The sequence below is a fragment of the Streptomyces monomycini genome (assembly GCF_022271435.1).
GTDB lineage: Bacteria > Actinomycetota > Actinomycetes > Streptomycetales > Streptomycetaceae > Streptomyces > Streptomyces monomycini.
This window is the reverse complement of the sequence record NZ_JAFIQY010000034.1, coordinates 12,790-26,696: the sequence shown is the minus strand read 5'-3', so window position 1 is coordinate 26,696 and position 13,907 is coordinate 12,790. Positions and strand designations below refer to the sequence as shown.

Here is a 13,907-nt window from a genome sequence, read left to right as displayed (position 1 = left end):
GCCGTGCGCCCGACCCCCTGGAGCCCACCCGTGTCCCCAGAGTTGTCCCCCATCGCCCGCCTGCCGCGCGGCGGGCTGCCGCCGCAGGCCGTCGTGGTCGGCGACCCGGCCCGCGCCGCCGCCGTGGCCGAGCTGCTCGACGGCGCCGAGGAGATCGCGTACCACCGCGAGTACCGGACGTTCACCGGCACCTGGCAGGGCCTGCCGGTGGTCGTCGCCTCGCACGGCGTGGGCGCGCCCGGGGCGGTGCTGCTGTTCCAGGAGCTGGCCGACGCGGGCGTACGCACCTTCGTACGCCTCGGTACGGCGGGCGCGGTCCGGCCGGGGATCGGTGACGGCGACCTGGTGATCACCGAGGCGGCCGTACGGGACGACGGGGTGACGCAGCAGCTGGTGCCGCCGGAGTACCCGGCCGTGGCCGCGCCGGAGGCGGTGCTGGCGCTCGCCGGGGCGGCGGCGCGGGCCGGGGCGCCGTACCACCGTGGGGTGGTGTGGACCCGTGCGGCGTTCCAGCCGGGGCTGCTGCCGCTGCCGGTGGCGGCGTACACCGCGGCGGGCGTGGCGGCGATCGAGATGGAGGTGTCCGCGCTGCTGGTGACCGCCGGGCTGCGCGGGCTGACGGCCGGCGCGGTCCTGGTGATCGACGGGGTGAACGCGGACGAGCTGGTCGACGAGGCGGCCACCGGCGGGTACGACCCGCACCGGGACGCCGTCGCCGAGGGCGTGGCGCGCGGCTCCGTCGTCGCGCTGGAGGCCCTGCGGACGCTGGCGGAGGAGGCCCGGTGAGCGCGGTACGGAACACGGAGGCGACGGGGCGCGTCCCGGCGGCGGCCGATCTGCTGGTGCACGGCGGTACGGTGCTCACCGTCGACGCGGCGGGCACCGTGCTGACCGACGGCGCGGTGGCCGTACGGAACGGGGAGATCGTCGCGGTCGGCGCGGCCGACGGGCTGCGGGCCGCGTACCGTGCGGCCGAGGAGATCGACGCCGGCGGGTGCCTGGTCCTGCCCGGGCTCGTCAACACCCACACCCACCTGGCGATGACGCTGCTGCGCGGGCACGCCGACGACCTGGACCTCCAGGGGTTCCTGGGGCGGGTGGTGCCGCGGGAGAACGCGCTGCTGTCCCCGGAGGCGGTGACCGCGGGCCTGCGGCTGGCCGTCGCGGAGAGCGTACGGGGCGGGGTGACCACCGCCCTGGACATGTACTGGTTCCACGAGGCGGCCGAACGGGCGGCGCGGGACGCCGGCTGGCGGCTGCTGTCCGGCCCGACGTTCATGGACGTGCCGGGGCCGCCCGACCGGATGCCGTACGGGAACCGGATGGCGTGGGCGCACGGCTACCTCGACGGCCGCGCCCCCTCCCCCGGCACCCGCCCGGTGGTCTTCGCACACAGCGCCTACACCCTGGACGCCGCGCAGCTCACGGACATCGCGGCGCTGGCCAGGGAGCACGGCGCGCTGCTGCACCTGCACGCCGCGGAGAACGCCAACGAGGTGGCGACGGTACGCGAGCGGCACGGCAAGCGCCCCGTCGAACTGCTGGACTCCCTGGGGCTGCTGGGCCCGGACACGCTGCTCGCGCACGCCGTCGAGCTGACCGCCACCGAGATCGCCGCGCTGGCCGCGACGGGTACGGGCGTCGCGCACTGCCCGGTCTCCAACCTGAAGCTGGGCAGCGGCATCGCCCCGGTCCCGGAGCTGCTGCGGCAGGGCGTCCGGGTCGGACTCGGCACGGACGGCGCGGTCAGCTCCAACTCCCTGGACATGGTGGGCGCGTTGGGGCTGGCGGCACTGGTGCACAAGGCGGGCGGCGACCCCACGGCGGTCGGCGCCGAGCAGGCCGTACGCATGGCGACGATCGAGGGGGCGCGGGCCCTGGGGCTGGGCGGGCAGCTCGGCTCGCTGGAGGTGGGCAAGCGCGCGGACCTGGCGGTGCTCGACCTCGGCGGTACGCACTTGGCGCCCCGGCACGACCCGTGGTCGACGCTGGCGTACTCGGCGCGGGCCGGTGACGTCCGGGACACGGTCGTCGACGGCCGGGTGCTGATGCGCGACCGGCGGCTGACGACGCTGGACGAGGCGGCCGTGTCGGCCGACGCGGAGGCGCTCGTCCGGGCCGTCTGAGGGCGACGGCGGACTCCCGGGCCGCGGGGCGCACTCCTTACGCGGCCCGGGAGTTCACCCGGCGCGGACTTTCCCGCGCGGTCCGCACCAGGCTCCCGAGGCCGTGCTTCCGTGGCCATAATGACGCAGACATCGGATGTCTGCGGGCATCCGGCGGCGGCGCGAGCGGGAAGGCTGCGGACATGGCGGTCACGGACGAGGCCATAGAGAAGATCAAGGCGATGATCGTCTCCGGTGCGCTGCGGCCGGGCGACCGGCTGCCCAAGGAGAGCGAACTCGCCGCGGACCTGGGCCTGTCCCGCAACTCGCTGCGCGAGGCGGTACGGGCCCTGTCGCTGATCCGCATCCTGGACGTCCGCCAGGGCGACGGCACCTACGTCACCAGCCTGGACCCGCAGCTCCTCCTCGAAGCGCTGAGCTTCGTGGTGGACTTCCACCGCGACGACACGGTCCTGGAGTTCCTGGCCGTCCGGCGCATCCTGGAGCCGGCCGCCACCGCGATGGCGGCCGGCCGCATCCGGGCCGCCGAACTGGACGAGCTGGAGCGGCAGTTGGACGCGCTCGGCCCGCATCCGCCGGTGGAGGGCCTGGTCGCCTGCGACCTGGAGTTCCACCGGCGGATCGTGGCCACCGCCGGCAACTCGGTGCTGTGCTCCCTGCTCGACGGCCTGTCCGGGCCGACGACCCGGGCCCGGGTCTGGCGCGGGCTGACGCAGAAGGACGCCGTGAGCCGCACCCTCACCGAGCACCGGGCGATCCTCGGCGCCCTCCGCGACCGGGACGCGGAGGCGGCGCGGGCCTGGGCGACGGTGCACATCGCCAACGTCGAGCAGTGGCTGCGCTCGGCGCTGTGAGGAGGGCCGCTCCCCCGGAAGCGGCCTTCCCCTTCCCGGTCAGGCGGTGAACCCGCCGTCCACCGCGATCGACGCGCCGGTGACGTACCGGCCGTCCTCCCCCGCCAGGAACGCCACGGCCGCCGCGATGTCCGACGGCTGCCCGTAGCGCCCGAGCGCGGTCAACTGGGCCTGCACCGGGGCGCTCTCGCCGTCGGCCGGGTTCATGTCGGTGTCGACCGGGCCCGGGTGGACGAGGTTGGCGGTGATGCCGCGCGGGCCCAGTTCCCTGGCCAGGGTTCTGGTCAGGCCGGTGAGCGCGGCCTTGCTCGTCGCGTACAGCATGCCGCCGGGGAAGGGGGCGCGCTCGGCCATGCAGCTGCCGATGCCGATGATCCGTCCGCCGTCGCCCATCCGGCGGGCCGCGGCCTGCGCGGCCAGGAACGGCCCCCGGACGTTGACGGCCAGCACGCGGTCCACGTCCTCCTCGGCGATCTCCTCGATCGGCCCCAGCACGCCCGCACCCGCGTTGTTGACGAGGATGTCCAGCCGCCCGAACCGCTCCACAGTGCCGTCGACGGCCGCGCGTACGGCCGCCGCGTCCGCGCTGTCGGCCCGCACCGCCCAGGCACGCCGCCCCAGTTCCTCGATCCGGACCACCACCTTGGCGGCGGAGGCCTCGGCACCGCGGTAGGTGAACGCCACATCGGCCCCGTCGGCGGCGAGCCGTACCGCGACGGCCTCCCCGATCCCCCGGCTGCCGCCGGTCACCAGTGCCACCTTGCCGTCGAGCTGTGCGGTCGTCATGTCCGCCCCTTCGTATGCGCCGCGCCTGTCGCGCGATGTACCGAGCTGCACGGGAATCCACCGAGATACATGCGGATCCACTTGCATGTCGTGATGTGTCGCCTCGGCGACCTGTCTCGATACTCGTGCGCGGCGGACGGCGAAGCCGGCGGAATCCGGACGGCGCATCGGGGCCGCCCGCGCCCGTCACCAGATGATCACTCCGCCGCCCGCCTCCCGGGCCCGGCGAGCCGCGTCGATGATGTTGTCCAGCCGCTGTCCGAGCCCGAGCAGCAGTGCCTCGTACGTCGTGGACGGCGCACTGCCCTCCGCCTCCAGCACGGCCCGGGCGACCGTCTCCAGGTGATCGCGCAACAGCAGGCACTCCTCGGTGAACTCAGCCACTTCCTGCGGCTGTACCCGGCAGTCGTCGTCGAGCAGCCGGGGCAGGAACCGCGCGCCCAGCGACCGTACGGCCGGGGAGCCCCACACCGTCCGGCGCCAGCTCTCGAAGCCCGCGAGGTCCGAGGCTCCGGGCGGTACGTCGAGCACGTCCCGCTTCCCGTCCGCCCCGACCATGAACACATCGACCGAAAGACTCATGGCTCCAGTGGATCATTTCGGCGGACAGCACCGCGGCACCGGTCCGGCGGCCGCGCGGTCACACCCCGTACACCCGCGCCGCGTTCCCCCCGAAGACCGCCGCCCGTTCGTCCGGAGTGAGGTGGGCGGTGGACGTCCCGGCGAGGGTCACGACGACGTCGTACGGGGCGGCCAGGGTGCAGACCGGCCAGTCGGAGCCGAACAGGACGCGGTGCGGGCCGAACGTGTCCAGGACGTGCCGGGTGTACGGGGTGATGTCGACAGGGCGCCATGTCGGCCAAGAGGCCTCGGTGACCAGGCCGGAGAGCTTGCACACGGTGTTCGGCAACCGGGCCAGGGCGGCCAGGTCGTCGGCCCACGGCTGCCACGCGCCGACCGCGATCGCGGGCTTGGCAGCATGGTCGAGGACGAGGCGGAGGCCGGGGAGCGCGTGGGCGACGGCGGACGCGGCGGGCAGGTGGTGCCGGGTGATCAGGAGGTCGTAGACGAGTCCGGCGTCCGCGACGGCGGCCAGTCCGCGCCGTACGGCGGGCCGGGCCAGCCAGTCGGGGTCGGGCTCGTCCTGCACCTGGTGGCGGAGGCCCACGAGCTGCGGGGGCATCGCCGCCAGGAGGTCCGGCAGCCCGGGGTCGGTGAGGTCGGCCCAGCCGACGACACCCCTGACGGCGGGTGCGCGGGCGGCGAGCGCGAGGAGTTCGGCGGTCTCGGCGGCGGAGGCCGAGGACTGGACCAGGAGGGTGCCGTCGATGCCGTGGGCGGCGAGGTGCGGGGTCAGGTCGTCGAGGGTGTAGGTACGGCGGACGGGGTCGGCCCAGGCACCGTCCATCCAGGGCTGCGGGCGGCGGGTCAGGTCCCAGAGGTGGTGGTGCGCGTCGATGCGGACGGCCGGGGGCGGCTGACCGGGCCCGGCGGCGGGGGCGGTCACGAGGGGGCTCCGGGGTCGGCGGTGGGCAGCGGCAGGCCCGCGTCGAGGAGTCCGCGGTCGGTGAGCGCGTGCCAGAGGGCGTCGGGGACGTCGTACGTGAACAGTTCCGCGTTCTCCCGGGCCTCCTCCGCCGACGCGGCGCCGACCAGCGCTCCCGCCACGGCGGGGTGGCCGAAGGGGAAGCGCAGGGCCGCGGCCTTGAGAGGGACGCCGAACTCCGCGCACACGGCCCCGAGCCGCCGCGCCCGCTCCACCAGCGCGGCGGGGGCCGGCGTGTAGTCGTACGGCGCGCCGGGCGACGGGTCGGCCAGCAGCCCCGAGTTGTAGACACCGCCGACGACGACCGACGTACCGCGGCGCACGCAGACCGGCAGCAGGTCGTCGAGGGCCGACTGGTCGAGCAGGGTCCAGCGCCCGGCGCACAGCACCACGTCCACGTCGAGATCGGCGACGAACCGGGCCAGTGGGCCGCTGCGGTTCATGCCGAAGCCGATGGCGCCGACCACGCCCTGCGCGCGCAGTTCGGCGAGGGCGGGGAAGCCGGATGCGTGCACCGCGGCCTCCTGCCCCTCGACGTCGTGCAGGTAGACGATGTCGACGGCGGGGACGCCGAGCCGTTCCAGAGAGGCGTCGAGCGTGCGGCGGATGCCGTCGCGGGTGTAGTCCCGTACGCGGGCGCGCGGCGGGGTGGCGGTGTAGCCCTGGCCGTCCACCGCCTCGCCCGGCGCGAGGGGACGCAGCCGCAGGCCGACCTTGGTGGACAGGACGTACGAGGCGCGGTCGCGGCCTGCCAGCGCGCGGCCGAGGCGCTCCTCGGACAGGCCGAGTCCGTAGTGCGGCGCGGTGTCGAAGTGGCGGACGCCGGTGTCGAGGGCGGCGCGCACGGTCTGCTGGGCGCGGTCCTCGGTGAGGGGCCGGTAGAGGTTGCCGAGGGGCGCGCAGCCCAGTCCGAGGGGCGGTACGGTCACGTGCGTGCGCCCCAACCGGCGTCGCCCGTGCGGGGTGTACGGCATGTCGGCCTCCTTGGAGCTGCTGCTCGGTTCCGGTTCCCGGGCCTGCTCTTCTGCCTGTTTCCCAGCCCTGTTTCCCAGCCCTGTTTCTCAGTCCTGTTTCTCGCCGCCGGTGAAGCGGGAGATGACCAGCGCGATGATGATGATCAGTCCGTTCAGGAACTGCGTCCACAGAGGTGGTACCCCGCCCAGCGTCATGACGTTGATGACGAGCTGGAGGGTCAGCACGCCGGTGAGCGCGCCGAAGAGGGTGCCGCGGCCGCCCTTGAGGCTGATGCCGCCGATGACGGCGGCGGCGAAGACCTGGAAGATCCAGCCGTTGCCCTGACTGGCGGAGACGGCCCCGTAGTGGCCGGTGTAGAGAATGCCCGCGAAGGCCGCCAGCAGGCCGCCGACGGCGAGGACGGTCCAGGTGATCCGGTCCACGCGGATCCCGGCCGAGCGCGCGGCTTCCGGGTTGCCGCCGATCGCGTACAGCGCGCGGCCGTGCCGCAGGTACCCTAGGGCCGCGCCTCCGAGGGCGAACAGCGCCAGGCAGAGCCAGACGGCGGCCGGGACGCCCAGCCAGACGGCTTTGCCCAGGTAGGCGAAGGACTCCGGGACGTCGCCGATCGACCGGCCTTCGGAGAGACCGAGGTGCAGGCCGCGCAGCATGGTCAGCATGCCGAGGGTGGCGATGAAGCCGTTGACGCGCAGCTTCAGCATGAGGAAACCGTTGGCCGCGCCGATCGCGGCGCCCACGGCCAGGCACAGGGGTACGGCCGTCCAGGCGGGGAGCAGTTCCAGGCCCTCGAAGCGCCCGCCGTGCGCGGGGGTCACGAGCCACAGGGCGGCGACCGGCGCCAGGCCGATGGTCGATTCCAGCGACAGGTCCATCCGGCCGCTGATCAGGATCAGCGCCTCGCCGAGGACGAGCAGGCCGAGTTCGGTGGACTGCTGGACGACGCCGATCAGGTTGTCGCGGGTGAGGAAGGCGGGCGAGACGACGAAGCCGGCGACGCCGAGGACGAAGATCACGGGGACCAGGGAGACGTCGCGCCAGCGGGCGAACGCGGGGTGCGGGCGGCGGCCGGCGGCGAGCGCGCCCGCCCGGCCGGTGGGCCGCTGCTGTGCCGTGTCGGTCATGGCCTGGGGCCTCCGTCCGTCTCGGTCACGGCCTGGGGCCTGACGCCCCTGTCGGTGGGCCTGTCGGTGGGCCTGTCGGTGGGCCTGTCGGTGGGCGCGGCCGGGCCCGGCGCGCGGTCCGGGCTCTCCCCGGCCCCCACCCCCTCCATCGCCGCCACCAGCTCCCGTTCCGCCCAGTCCCGCCCGAACCGGGCGACCACCCGCCCGCGGTGCACCGCCAGCACCCGGTCGCAGATCCGCAGGTCGGCCGGCTCGTCCGAGACGAGCAGTACGCCGCTGCCCGCCGCGGCCACCTCCCGTACGACGCCCAGCAGCGCTTCTTTGGACTTCACGTCGACCCCGTTGGTGGGCCGGACCGCGACCAGGACGGCCGGGTCGCGCGCCAGGGCCCGGGCGACCACGACCTTCTGCTGGTTGCCTCCGGAGAGCCCGGACACCGGCTGTCCGGGGCCGGCCGTCCGGATGTCCAGGGCGCTGATCATGCGCCGGGCGACGGCGCGGGCCCGGGAGGGCAGCACGGTGCCGAGCGGGCCGAGCCGGTCGGTGACGGCCAGGGTCGTGTTCTCGGCGACGCTGCGGCCGGGGACCAGCCCGTCGCGGTGCCGGTCCTCCGGTACGTATCCGATGCCCGCCGCGATCGCGTGCCGCACGCTGCCGGTCCGTACCGGCCGTCCGCGCACCTCGATCCGCCCGTGGTCCGGTGTCCGCACCCCGGCCAGGGTCTCGCCGATGGCGGTGGTGCCGCCGGCCGCCGCCCCGGCCAGTCCGACCACCTCGCCCGCCCGTACGGTCAGGTCCAGGGGCGCGAACGCGCCGCGCAGGGCCAGCCCTTCGGCGTGCAGCACCGGTTCCCCCGGCGGCCGCCGGGCGGAGCGCGCCGGAGGGCCGGACGGCGCCGCCTGCCCTCCCGTCATCGCCGCCACCAGGTCGTCCTCGGCCAGCCCGGCCACGGGGGCGGTGAGCACCGGGCGGGCGTCGCGCAGGACGGTGACGGTGTCGCACAGGTCGTACACCTCGTGCAGGTGGTGCGAGATGAACAGGAACGCGGCGCCGGTGGCGCGCAGGGCGTGCAGCTTGGTGAAGAGGCGCGCGATGCCGCCCGCGTCGAGCCGGGCGGTGGGCTCGTCGAGGATGATCAGGCGGGCGCCGTCGGACAGCGCGCGGGCGATCTCGACGAACTGCCGCTGCTCGACGCCGAGGTCCTTCATCCGGGCCGCGGGGTCGACCTCGACGCCGTACTCGGCCAGCAGGCGGGCGGCCCGCGCGCGCAGCGCCCGCCACCGGATGACGCGGCCGTCCGGGAACCGGTCGAGGTGGAGGTTCTCCGCCACGGTCAGCTCCGGGACGGTCATCGGCCGCTGGTGGACGCAGGCGGCCCGGCGCCGCCAGGCAGCGGTGTCGCCCCAGCGGGGTGCCGGGAGGCCGTCGAAGGTGACCTGTCCCGCGTCCGGCCGCGCCAGGCCGGTGAGGACGGACACCAGGGTGGACTTGCCGGCGCCGTTGCGGCCGACGAGGGCGTGCGCCTCGCCGCGCCGTACGGTCAGGGTGGCGCCGTCGAGGGCGACGGTCGGGCCGTAGCGTTTGACGATGCCCTCGGCGTGTACGGCGGGCGGTTCTCCCGCCGTCTCCTCCGTCGCGTTCCGCACGGCCGCCACCGCCTACCTGCCCGCCGGCTGATTGGCCCACAGCTTCGGGTCGTCCACATTGGCCCGGGTCACGAGCGGGGCCGGGAGCCGGTCCTCCAGGCCGTTCGGGATCTTCACGATCTTCGAGCCGTGGCCGGTCGGACCGGGCCGGAAGGTCCGTCCCGCCAGGCCGGCGCGGGCGTAGTACAGCGCGTACTTCGCGTAGAGGTCGGCGGGCTGGGAGAGGGTGGCGTCGATCGTCCCCGCCCGGATCGCGGCCAGCTCCTCGGGGATGCCGTCGTTGGAGACGATGGTGATGTGCCCGGCGGTACCGGCCGGTCTGAGCAGTCCCTTCTGTTCGAGGAGGGACAGGACGGGCCGGAGGAAGGCGCCGCCGGCCTGGAGGTAGACGCCGTCGGTGTCCGGGTGCTGGGCCAGCAGGCTCTGCAGCTTGGCGGAGGCGACCTCGCCCTTCCAGTCGGTGGGCAGCTCGTGCACGGTGATCCCGGGGTACTTCCGCCGCATGCAGGCCGCGAACGCCTCGGAACGGTCCCGGCCGTTGACGGAGCTGAGGTCGCCCTGGAGTTCGGCGACCCGGCCCCGGCCGCCCAGTTTCCGGCCCAGGTAGTCGCAGGACTTCTGCCCGTACGCGCGGTTGTCGGCCCGTACGACCATGTAGACGGCGCCCTCGTCCGGCCGGGTGTCGACGCTGACCACCGGGATCTTCTTCGCCGCGAGGCGGTGCAGTTCGGCGGTGATCGCGCCGGTGTCCTGCGGGGCGATCACGACCGCCTCGGCGCCCTGGCCGGTCAGGGCCTGCACGTTGGAGACGACCTTGGCGATGTCGTTCTGGGAGTTGGACAGCGGCAGCGCCCGGACCGTCCCCGAGGCCAGCTCCCGCTCCAGGTACTCCTGGTAGGAGTTCCAGAAGTCGGTGTCCGTGCGCGGCAGGTCGATGCCGATCCTGCCCCGGGCGTCGCTGCCGCGGTTGCAGCCGGTGAGCGCGGCGGCGAGCAGTACGGCACAGGCCGCCGCGCCGGTCGTACGCAGTCTCATGGTTCCGGTCCCGTCCTTGGTCGGGGTGTACGGCCGTGCCGCGTCGTCACCCGCTTCCGTACGACTCGCGTTCCTCTCCTACGGCTCAGGTGGCGGGGCGCGGCCTCAGCCCCTGCATCCCGCCGTCGACCGCGAGCGAGGCACCCGTGATGCCGGAGGCCGCCGGGGACGCCAAGTGGGCGATGGCGGCGGCCACTTCGTCCGCGGTGACCATCCGGCCGGTCGGCTGCCGGGCGTTGAGCGCGGCCCGCTCGGCAGCCGGGTCCGGGGCCTGGTCCAGCAGCCGTCCGATCCAGGGGGTGTCGGCCGTACCGGGATTGACGCAGTTGACGCGGATGCCCTCACGGACGTGGTCGGCGGCCATCGCGAGGGTGAGGGAGAGCACGGCTCCCTTGCTGGCGCTGTACAGAGCGCGCTGCGGCAGTCCGGCCGTGGCGGCGATCGAGCAGGTATGGGTGATCGAGGCACGGCCGGGCCGGGCGGCGGCCGTGCGCCGCAGGTGCGGCAGGGCGGCCCGCGCGGTGCGCACCAGTCCCGACACGTTGACGTCGAGGACGTGCCGCCACTCCGCGTCGGTGTTGTCCTCCACCGTGCCGACGGCGCCGATGCCCGCGTTGCCGACGAGGGTGTCCAGCGCACCGCCCAGCGCGTCCACGGCCGCCGCGACGGCTGCCCGTACGGCGGCGTCGTCGGTCACGTCGGCCGTGACGGGCACGGTGCCGGGCGGCGCCCCGGACGGGTCGCGGTCCAGTACGGCGACCCGGGCGCCGCGGCGCAGCAGGAGGGCGGCGGTGGCGGCGCCGATGCCGGAGGCGCCGCCGGTGACGAGCGCCGTCATACCGGCGAAGTCGCGTCCTTCCGTGGGGGCCGGGGATGCGTACGGTCCGACGGCGCCGCTCATTCCGCGTCCTCCTGTCCCCCGGCCCGCCACACCGGTCCGTCCGGGAAGCGGTACGCGGCGACCGAGGCGGGCTTCATGCGGGCCGAGAAGCCGGGGGCCGTGGGCGCCCGGTAGCGGCCGCCCTCGACGACGGCCGGGTCGGTGAAGTGCTCGTGGAGGTGGTCGACGTACTCGATCACCCGGTCCTCCCGGGTCCCGGACACCGCGACGTAGTCGAACATGGCCAGGTGCTGCACCAGCTCGCACAGCCCGACCCCGCCCGCGTGCGGGCACACCGGCACGCCGTACTTGGCGGCGAGCAGCAGGATCGCCAGGTTCTCGTTGACGCCCGCCACCCGGGCCGCGTCGATCTGCACGAAGTCCACCGCCCGGGCCTGGAGCAGCTGCTTGAAGACGACGCGGTTGGCGGCGTGCTCCCCGGTGGCGACCTTGACCGGCTGGCCGGCCCGTACGGCGGCGTGCCCGAGGATGTCGTCGGGGCTGGTCGGCTCCTCGATCCAGTACGGCCGGTACGGCGCGAGCGCGGTCATCCAGCGCACCGCGTCGGCCACGTCCCAGCGCTGGTTGGCGTCGACCGCGATACGCACCGCGGGCCCGACGGCCTCCCGCACCAGCCGCAGCCGCCGCAGGTCGTCGCCGAGGTCGGCGCCCACCTTGAGTTTGATCTGCCCGAACCCGTCGGCCACCGCCCGCTCGGCCAGCCGTACGAGGGTGGCGTCGTCGTGGCCGAGCCAGCCGGGCGAGGTGGCGTACGCGGGGTAGCCCTCGGCGCGGAGCCGGGCGGCGCGTTCCGCGCGGCCCGGTTCGGCGGCCCGCAGGATCGCCAGCGCCTCGTCCGGGGTCAGCGCGTCGGTGAGGTGGCGGAAGTCGACGAGGGAGACCAGTTCCTCGGGCGACATGGCGGCGAGGAAGGCCCACAGCGGCAGGCCGGCGCGGGTGGCGGCCAGGTCCCAGGCGGCGTTGACGAGCGCCCCGGCCGCCATGTGCGTCACCCCCTTCTCCGGGCCGAGCCAGCGCAACTGCGAGTCGTGGGTCAGATCGCGGTGCAGGGCGGCCAGGCCGGCCGCTGTCGTGGGGGCCGGGCGGCCGGTCACGAACGGGGCGAGGACGCGGATCGCGGCGGCGGCGAGGTCGTTGCCGCGGCCGATGGTGAAGCACAGGCCGTGCCCCCGGCCGCCGTCGGCGGTGTGCAGGACGACGTAGGCGGCGGAGTAGTCGGGGTCCGGGTTCATGGCGTCCGAGCCCTCGCGCCGCCGCGAGGTGGGGAAGCGGACGTCGTGGACCTCGACCTCCGTGACGGGCGCGGGTGCGGGTGCGGTGACGGCCATGCGTACGCCTCCGGCGAGGTGCGGAAGGAACATCGGACCTTTCCCGGACCTCCGATGTATAGCGCCGCTCTCGCACCACCGTCCAGAGGACGCGGCGAAGTTGCCCGCCCCGGTCCGAACCCGGACGCGGGGCGGGGTTCTCCCGGCCGCGGGCGGCGGACGGGAGGCGAGCCGGACGGAATCCGAACACGTCGGATGTATGCACACTCGTTCGTGCACAGGGGCTGCGTCGGGGTCCCACGGACGCCGTAGGCTGGGGGCGCACGCAATGGAACTGCTGCCGGTGACCGTCCCGAGGAGGCGGCGCCGGTCGGAAGGAGGCGCTGGGTGATCGAGCTCGACGGAGTTCCCGAGCTGATCGACCCGGTCATGGTGGCCGCGTTCGAGGGCTGGAACGACGCCGGCGACGCCGCCTCCGCCGCGGTCGCGCACCTGGACCGGGAGTGGAAGGGGGAGGTGTTCGCCGCGCTGGACGCGGAGGACTACTACGACTTCCAGGTCAACCGCCCGACGGTCTGGCTGGACGGCGGCGTCCGCAAGATCACGTGGCCCACGACGCGGCTCTCCGTCGTGCGGATCGCCGACGCGAACGGCAAGGGCAAGCCACGCGACCTGGTGCTGGTGCGCGGCATCGAACCCAGCATGCGCTGGCGCTCGTTCTGCAACGAGATTTTGGGCTTCGCCCACGAGTTGGGCGTGGAGATGCTGGTGGTGCTGGGCGCGCTGCTCGGCGACACCCCGCACACCCGGCCGGTGCCGGTCAGCGGTGTCACCTCCGACCCGGACCTGGCCCGCACGATGGACCTGGAGGAGACCCGGTACGAGGGCCCCACCGGCATCGTCGGCATCCTCCAGGAGGCGTGCACCCACGCGGGCGTCCCGGCGGTCAGCCTGTGGGCGGCGGTCCCGCACTACGTCTCGCAGCCGCCCAACCCGAAGGCGACCCTGGCCCTGCTCAACCGCCTGGAGGACCTGCTGGACCTGCGCATCCCGCTGGGCGAGCTGAGCGAGGACGCGCGCGCCTGGCAGCTGGGCGTCGATCAGCTGGCGGCCGAGGACAGCGAGGTCGCCGAGTACGTCCAGTCGCTGGAGGAGGCCCGGGACACCGCCGACCTCCCGGAGGCGTCGGGCGAGGCCATCGCCCGGGAGTTCGAGCGCTACCTGCGGCGCCGGGACCCGCAGGCCGGGCCCGGCCTGGCGACCGAGGGCGGGGTCGCCGACGGCCGCGACGGCTCGTACCTGCGCGACACGGCGAGCGGCCGCACCCGCCCGCCGAAACCGGCACCCAAGGAGCCGAAGGACGCGAAGGAGCCGAAGGACCCCCGGGAGGCCAAGAGCCCGAACGGCGAGCCCGGCAGCCCGGCGGAGGCCACGGGGCCGGGGATCACGGGTCCGGATGCCGGGGGCCCGGACGCCTCGGAACCGGGGTCCGGGAAGCCTGACGCCAAGGGGACGCCGGAGGGCGGCCGCGGGGACGACAGGGCCGACGACCGAGTGGACGGCCGGGCGGACGACTCCGAGGACTGACGGCGCCGGGGGGCGGCCTCCGGGTCGTCCCCTAAGGCACGGCCGGGGTGGACTCCTCCTCA

General features: G+C 74.8%; 13 protein-coding genes. 4 read left to right on the top strand and 9 right to left on the bottom strand.

The genetic code is table 11. From position 1 onward, the window contains the following. Nucleotides 1-30 precede the first annotated feature (30 nt). The 3 genes from JXZ78_RS29630 (at nt 31) to JXZ78_RS29620 (ending at nt 2,980) form a co-directional block, all read left to right on the top strand. A complete protein-coding gene (locus tag JXZ78_RS29630; RefSeq protein WP_030021472.1) occupies nt 31-786 on the top strand; it encodes a phosphorylase family protein in 756 nt (251 codons plus the stop codon). After that, on the top strand, nt 783-2,126 hold the full coding sequence (locus JXZ78_RS29625) for an amidohydrolase (protein WP_030021471.1): 1,344 nt from the start codon (nt 783-785) through the stop codon (nt 2,124-2,126). Before JXZ78_RS29630 ends, JXZ78_RS29625 begins: the two co-directional genes overlap by 4 nt. 182 nt (nt 2,127-2,308) lie before the next feature. Next, nucleotides 2,309-2,980 (top strand): FadR/GntR family transcriptional regulator, encoded by a 672-nt coding sequence (locus JXZ78_RS29620; RefSeq protein WP_030021470.1) that lies wholly within the window; start codon nt 2,309-2,311, stop codon nt 2,978-2,980. A 39-nt stretch (nt 2,981-3,019) separates the two neighbouring features. Here JXZ78_RS29620 and JXZ78_RS29615 read toward each other — a convergent pair whose 3' ends face one another. The 9 genes from JXZ78_RS29615 to JXZ78_RS29575 all read right to left on the bottom strand — a co-directional run bounded on the left by JXZ78_RS29615 (nt 3,020) and on the right by JXZ78_RS29575 (nt 12,318). Then, nucleotides 3,020-3,766, bottom strand: a complete 747-nt coding sequence (locus tag JXZ78_RS29615) for a glucose 1-dehydrogenase (RefSeq protein WP_030021469.1) — start codon at nt 3,764-3,766, stop codon at nt 3,020-3,022. Nucleotides 3,767-3,952: 186 nt separating this feature from the next. Beyond that, entirely contained in the window at nt 3,953-4,348 is a 396-nt protein-coding gene (locus JXZ78_RS29610; RefSeq protein ID WP_030021468.1) for a hypothetical protein, read from the bottom strand. Between the two features lie 58 nt (nt 4,349-4,406). After that, nucleotides 4,407-5,273, bottom strand: coding sequence for an amidohydrolase family protein (locus JXZ78_RS29605; protein WP_078624396.1), 867 nt, complete (start codon nt 5,271-5,273; stop codon nt 4,407-4,409). After that, on the bottom strand, nt 5,270-6,286 hold the full coding sequence (locus JXZ78_RS29600; RefSeq protein ID WP_030021466.1) for an aldo/keto reductase: 1,017 nt from the start codon (nt 6,284-6,286) through the stop codon (nt 5,270-5,272). Before JXZ78_RS29600 ends, JXZ78_RS29605 begins: the two co-directional genes overlap by 4 nt. Nucleotides 6,287-6,373: 87 nt before the next feature. Next, complete coding sequence (locus tag JXZ78_RS29595) at nt 6,374-7,408, bottom strand: ABC transporter permease (protein ID WP_030021465.1); 1,035 nt, start codon at nt 7,406-7,408, stop codon at nt 6,374-6,376. Next, the gene (locus tag JXZ78_RS29590; protein ID WP_238783460.1) at nt 7,405-9,054 is read right to left on the bottom strand and encodes a sugar ABC transporter ATP-binding protein; all 1,650 of its coding nucleotides are present in this window, start codon (nt 9,052-9,054) and stop codon (nt 7,405-7,407) included. The genes JXZ78_RS29595 and JXZ78_RS29590 overlap by 4 nt, the downstream gene beginning before the upstream one ends. 12 nt (nt 9,055-9,066) lie before the next feature. Beyond that, complete coding sequence (locus JXZ78_RS29585; RefSeq protein ID WP_030021463.1) at nt 9,067-10,089, bottom strand: sugar ABC transporter substrate-binding protein; 1,023 nt, start codon at nt 10,087-10,089, stop codon at nt 9,067-9,069. A gap of 85 nt (nt 10,090-10,174) precedes the next feature. Beyond that, nucleotides 10,175-10,990, bottom strand: a complete 816-nt coding sequence (locus JXZ78_RS29580; RefSeq protein WP_050502652.1) for an SDR family NAD(P)-dependent oxidoreductase — start codon at nt 10,988-10,990, stop codon at nt 10,175-10,177. Continuing rightward, nucleotides 10,987-12,318, bottom strand: a complete 1,332-nt coding sequence (locus tag JXZ78_RS29575; protein ID WP_030021461.1) for an enolase C-terminal domain-like protein — start codon at nt 12,316-12,318, stop codon at nt 10,987-10,989. The genes JXZ78_RS29580 and JXZ78_RS29575 overlap by 4 nt, the downstream gene beginning before the upstream one ends. A 327-nt stretch (nt 12,319-12,645) precedes the next feature. Here JXZ78_RS29575 and JXZ78_RS29570 point away from each other — a divergent pair, with 327 nt between their 5' ends. Then, nucleotides 12,646-13,845, top strand: a complete 1,200-nt coding sequence (locus JXZ78_RS29570; protein ID WP_078624394.1) for a PAC2 family protein — start codon at nt 12,646-12,648, stop codon at nt 13,843-13,845. Nucleotides 13,846-13,907 lie beyond the last annotated feature (62 nt).

Coding starts and splice junctions, on each gene's coding strand:
- JXZ78_RS29620 (WP_030021470.1), top strand. CDS start 2,309: ATGGCGGTCACGGACGAGGCCATAGAGAAGATCAAGGCGATGATCGTC.
- JXZ78_RS29615 (WP_030021469.1), bottom strand. CDS start 3,766: ATGACGACCGCACAGCTCGACGGCAAGGTGGCACTGGTGACCGGCGGC.
- JXZ78_RS29610 (WP_030021468.1), bottom strand. CDS start 4,348: ATGAGTCTTTCGGTCGATGTGTTCATGGTCGGGGCGGACGGGAAGCGG.
- JXZ78_RS29600 (WP_030021466.1), bottom strand. CDS start 6,286: ATGCCGTACACCCCGCACGGGCGACGCCGGTTGGGGCGCACGCACGTG.
- JXZ78_RS29595 (WP_030021465.1), bottom strand. CDS start 7,408: ATGACCGACACGGCACAGCAGCGGCCCACCGGCCGGGCGGGCGCGCTC.
- JXZ78_RS29585 (WP_030021463.1), bottom strand. CDS start 10,089: ATGAGACTGCGTACGACCGGCGCGGCGGCCTGTGCCGTACTGCTCGCC.
- JXZ78_RS29580 (WP_050502652.1), bottom strand. CDS start 10,990: ATGAGCGGCGCCGTCGGACCGTACGCATCCCCGGCCCCCACGGAAGGA.
- JXZ78_RS29575 (WP_030021461.1), bottom strand. CDS start 12,318: ATGGCCGTCACCGCACCCGCACCCGCGCCCGTCACGGAGGTCGAGGTC.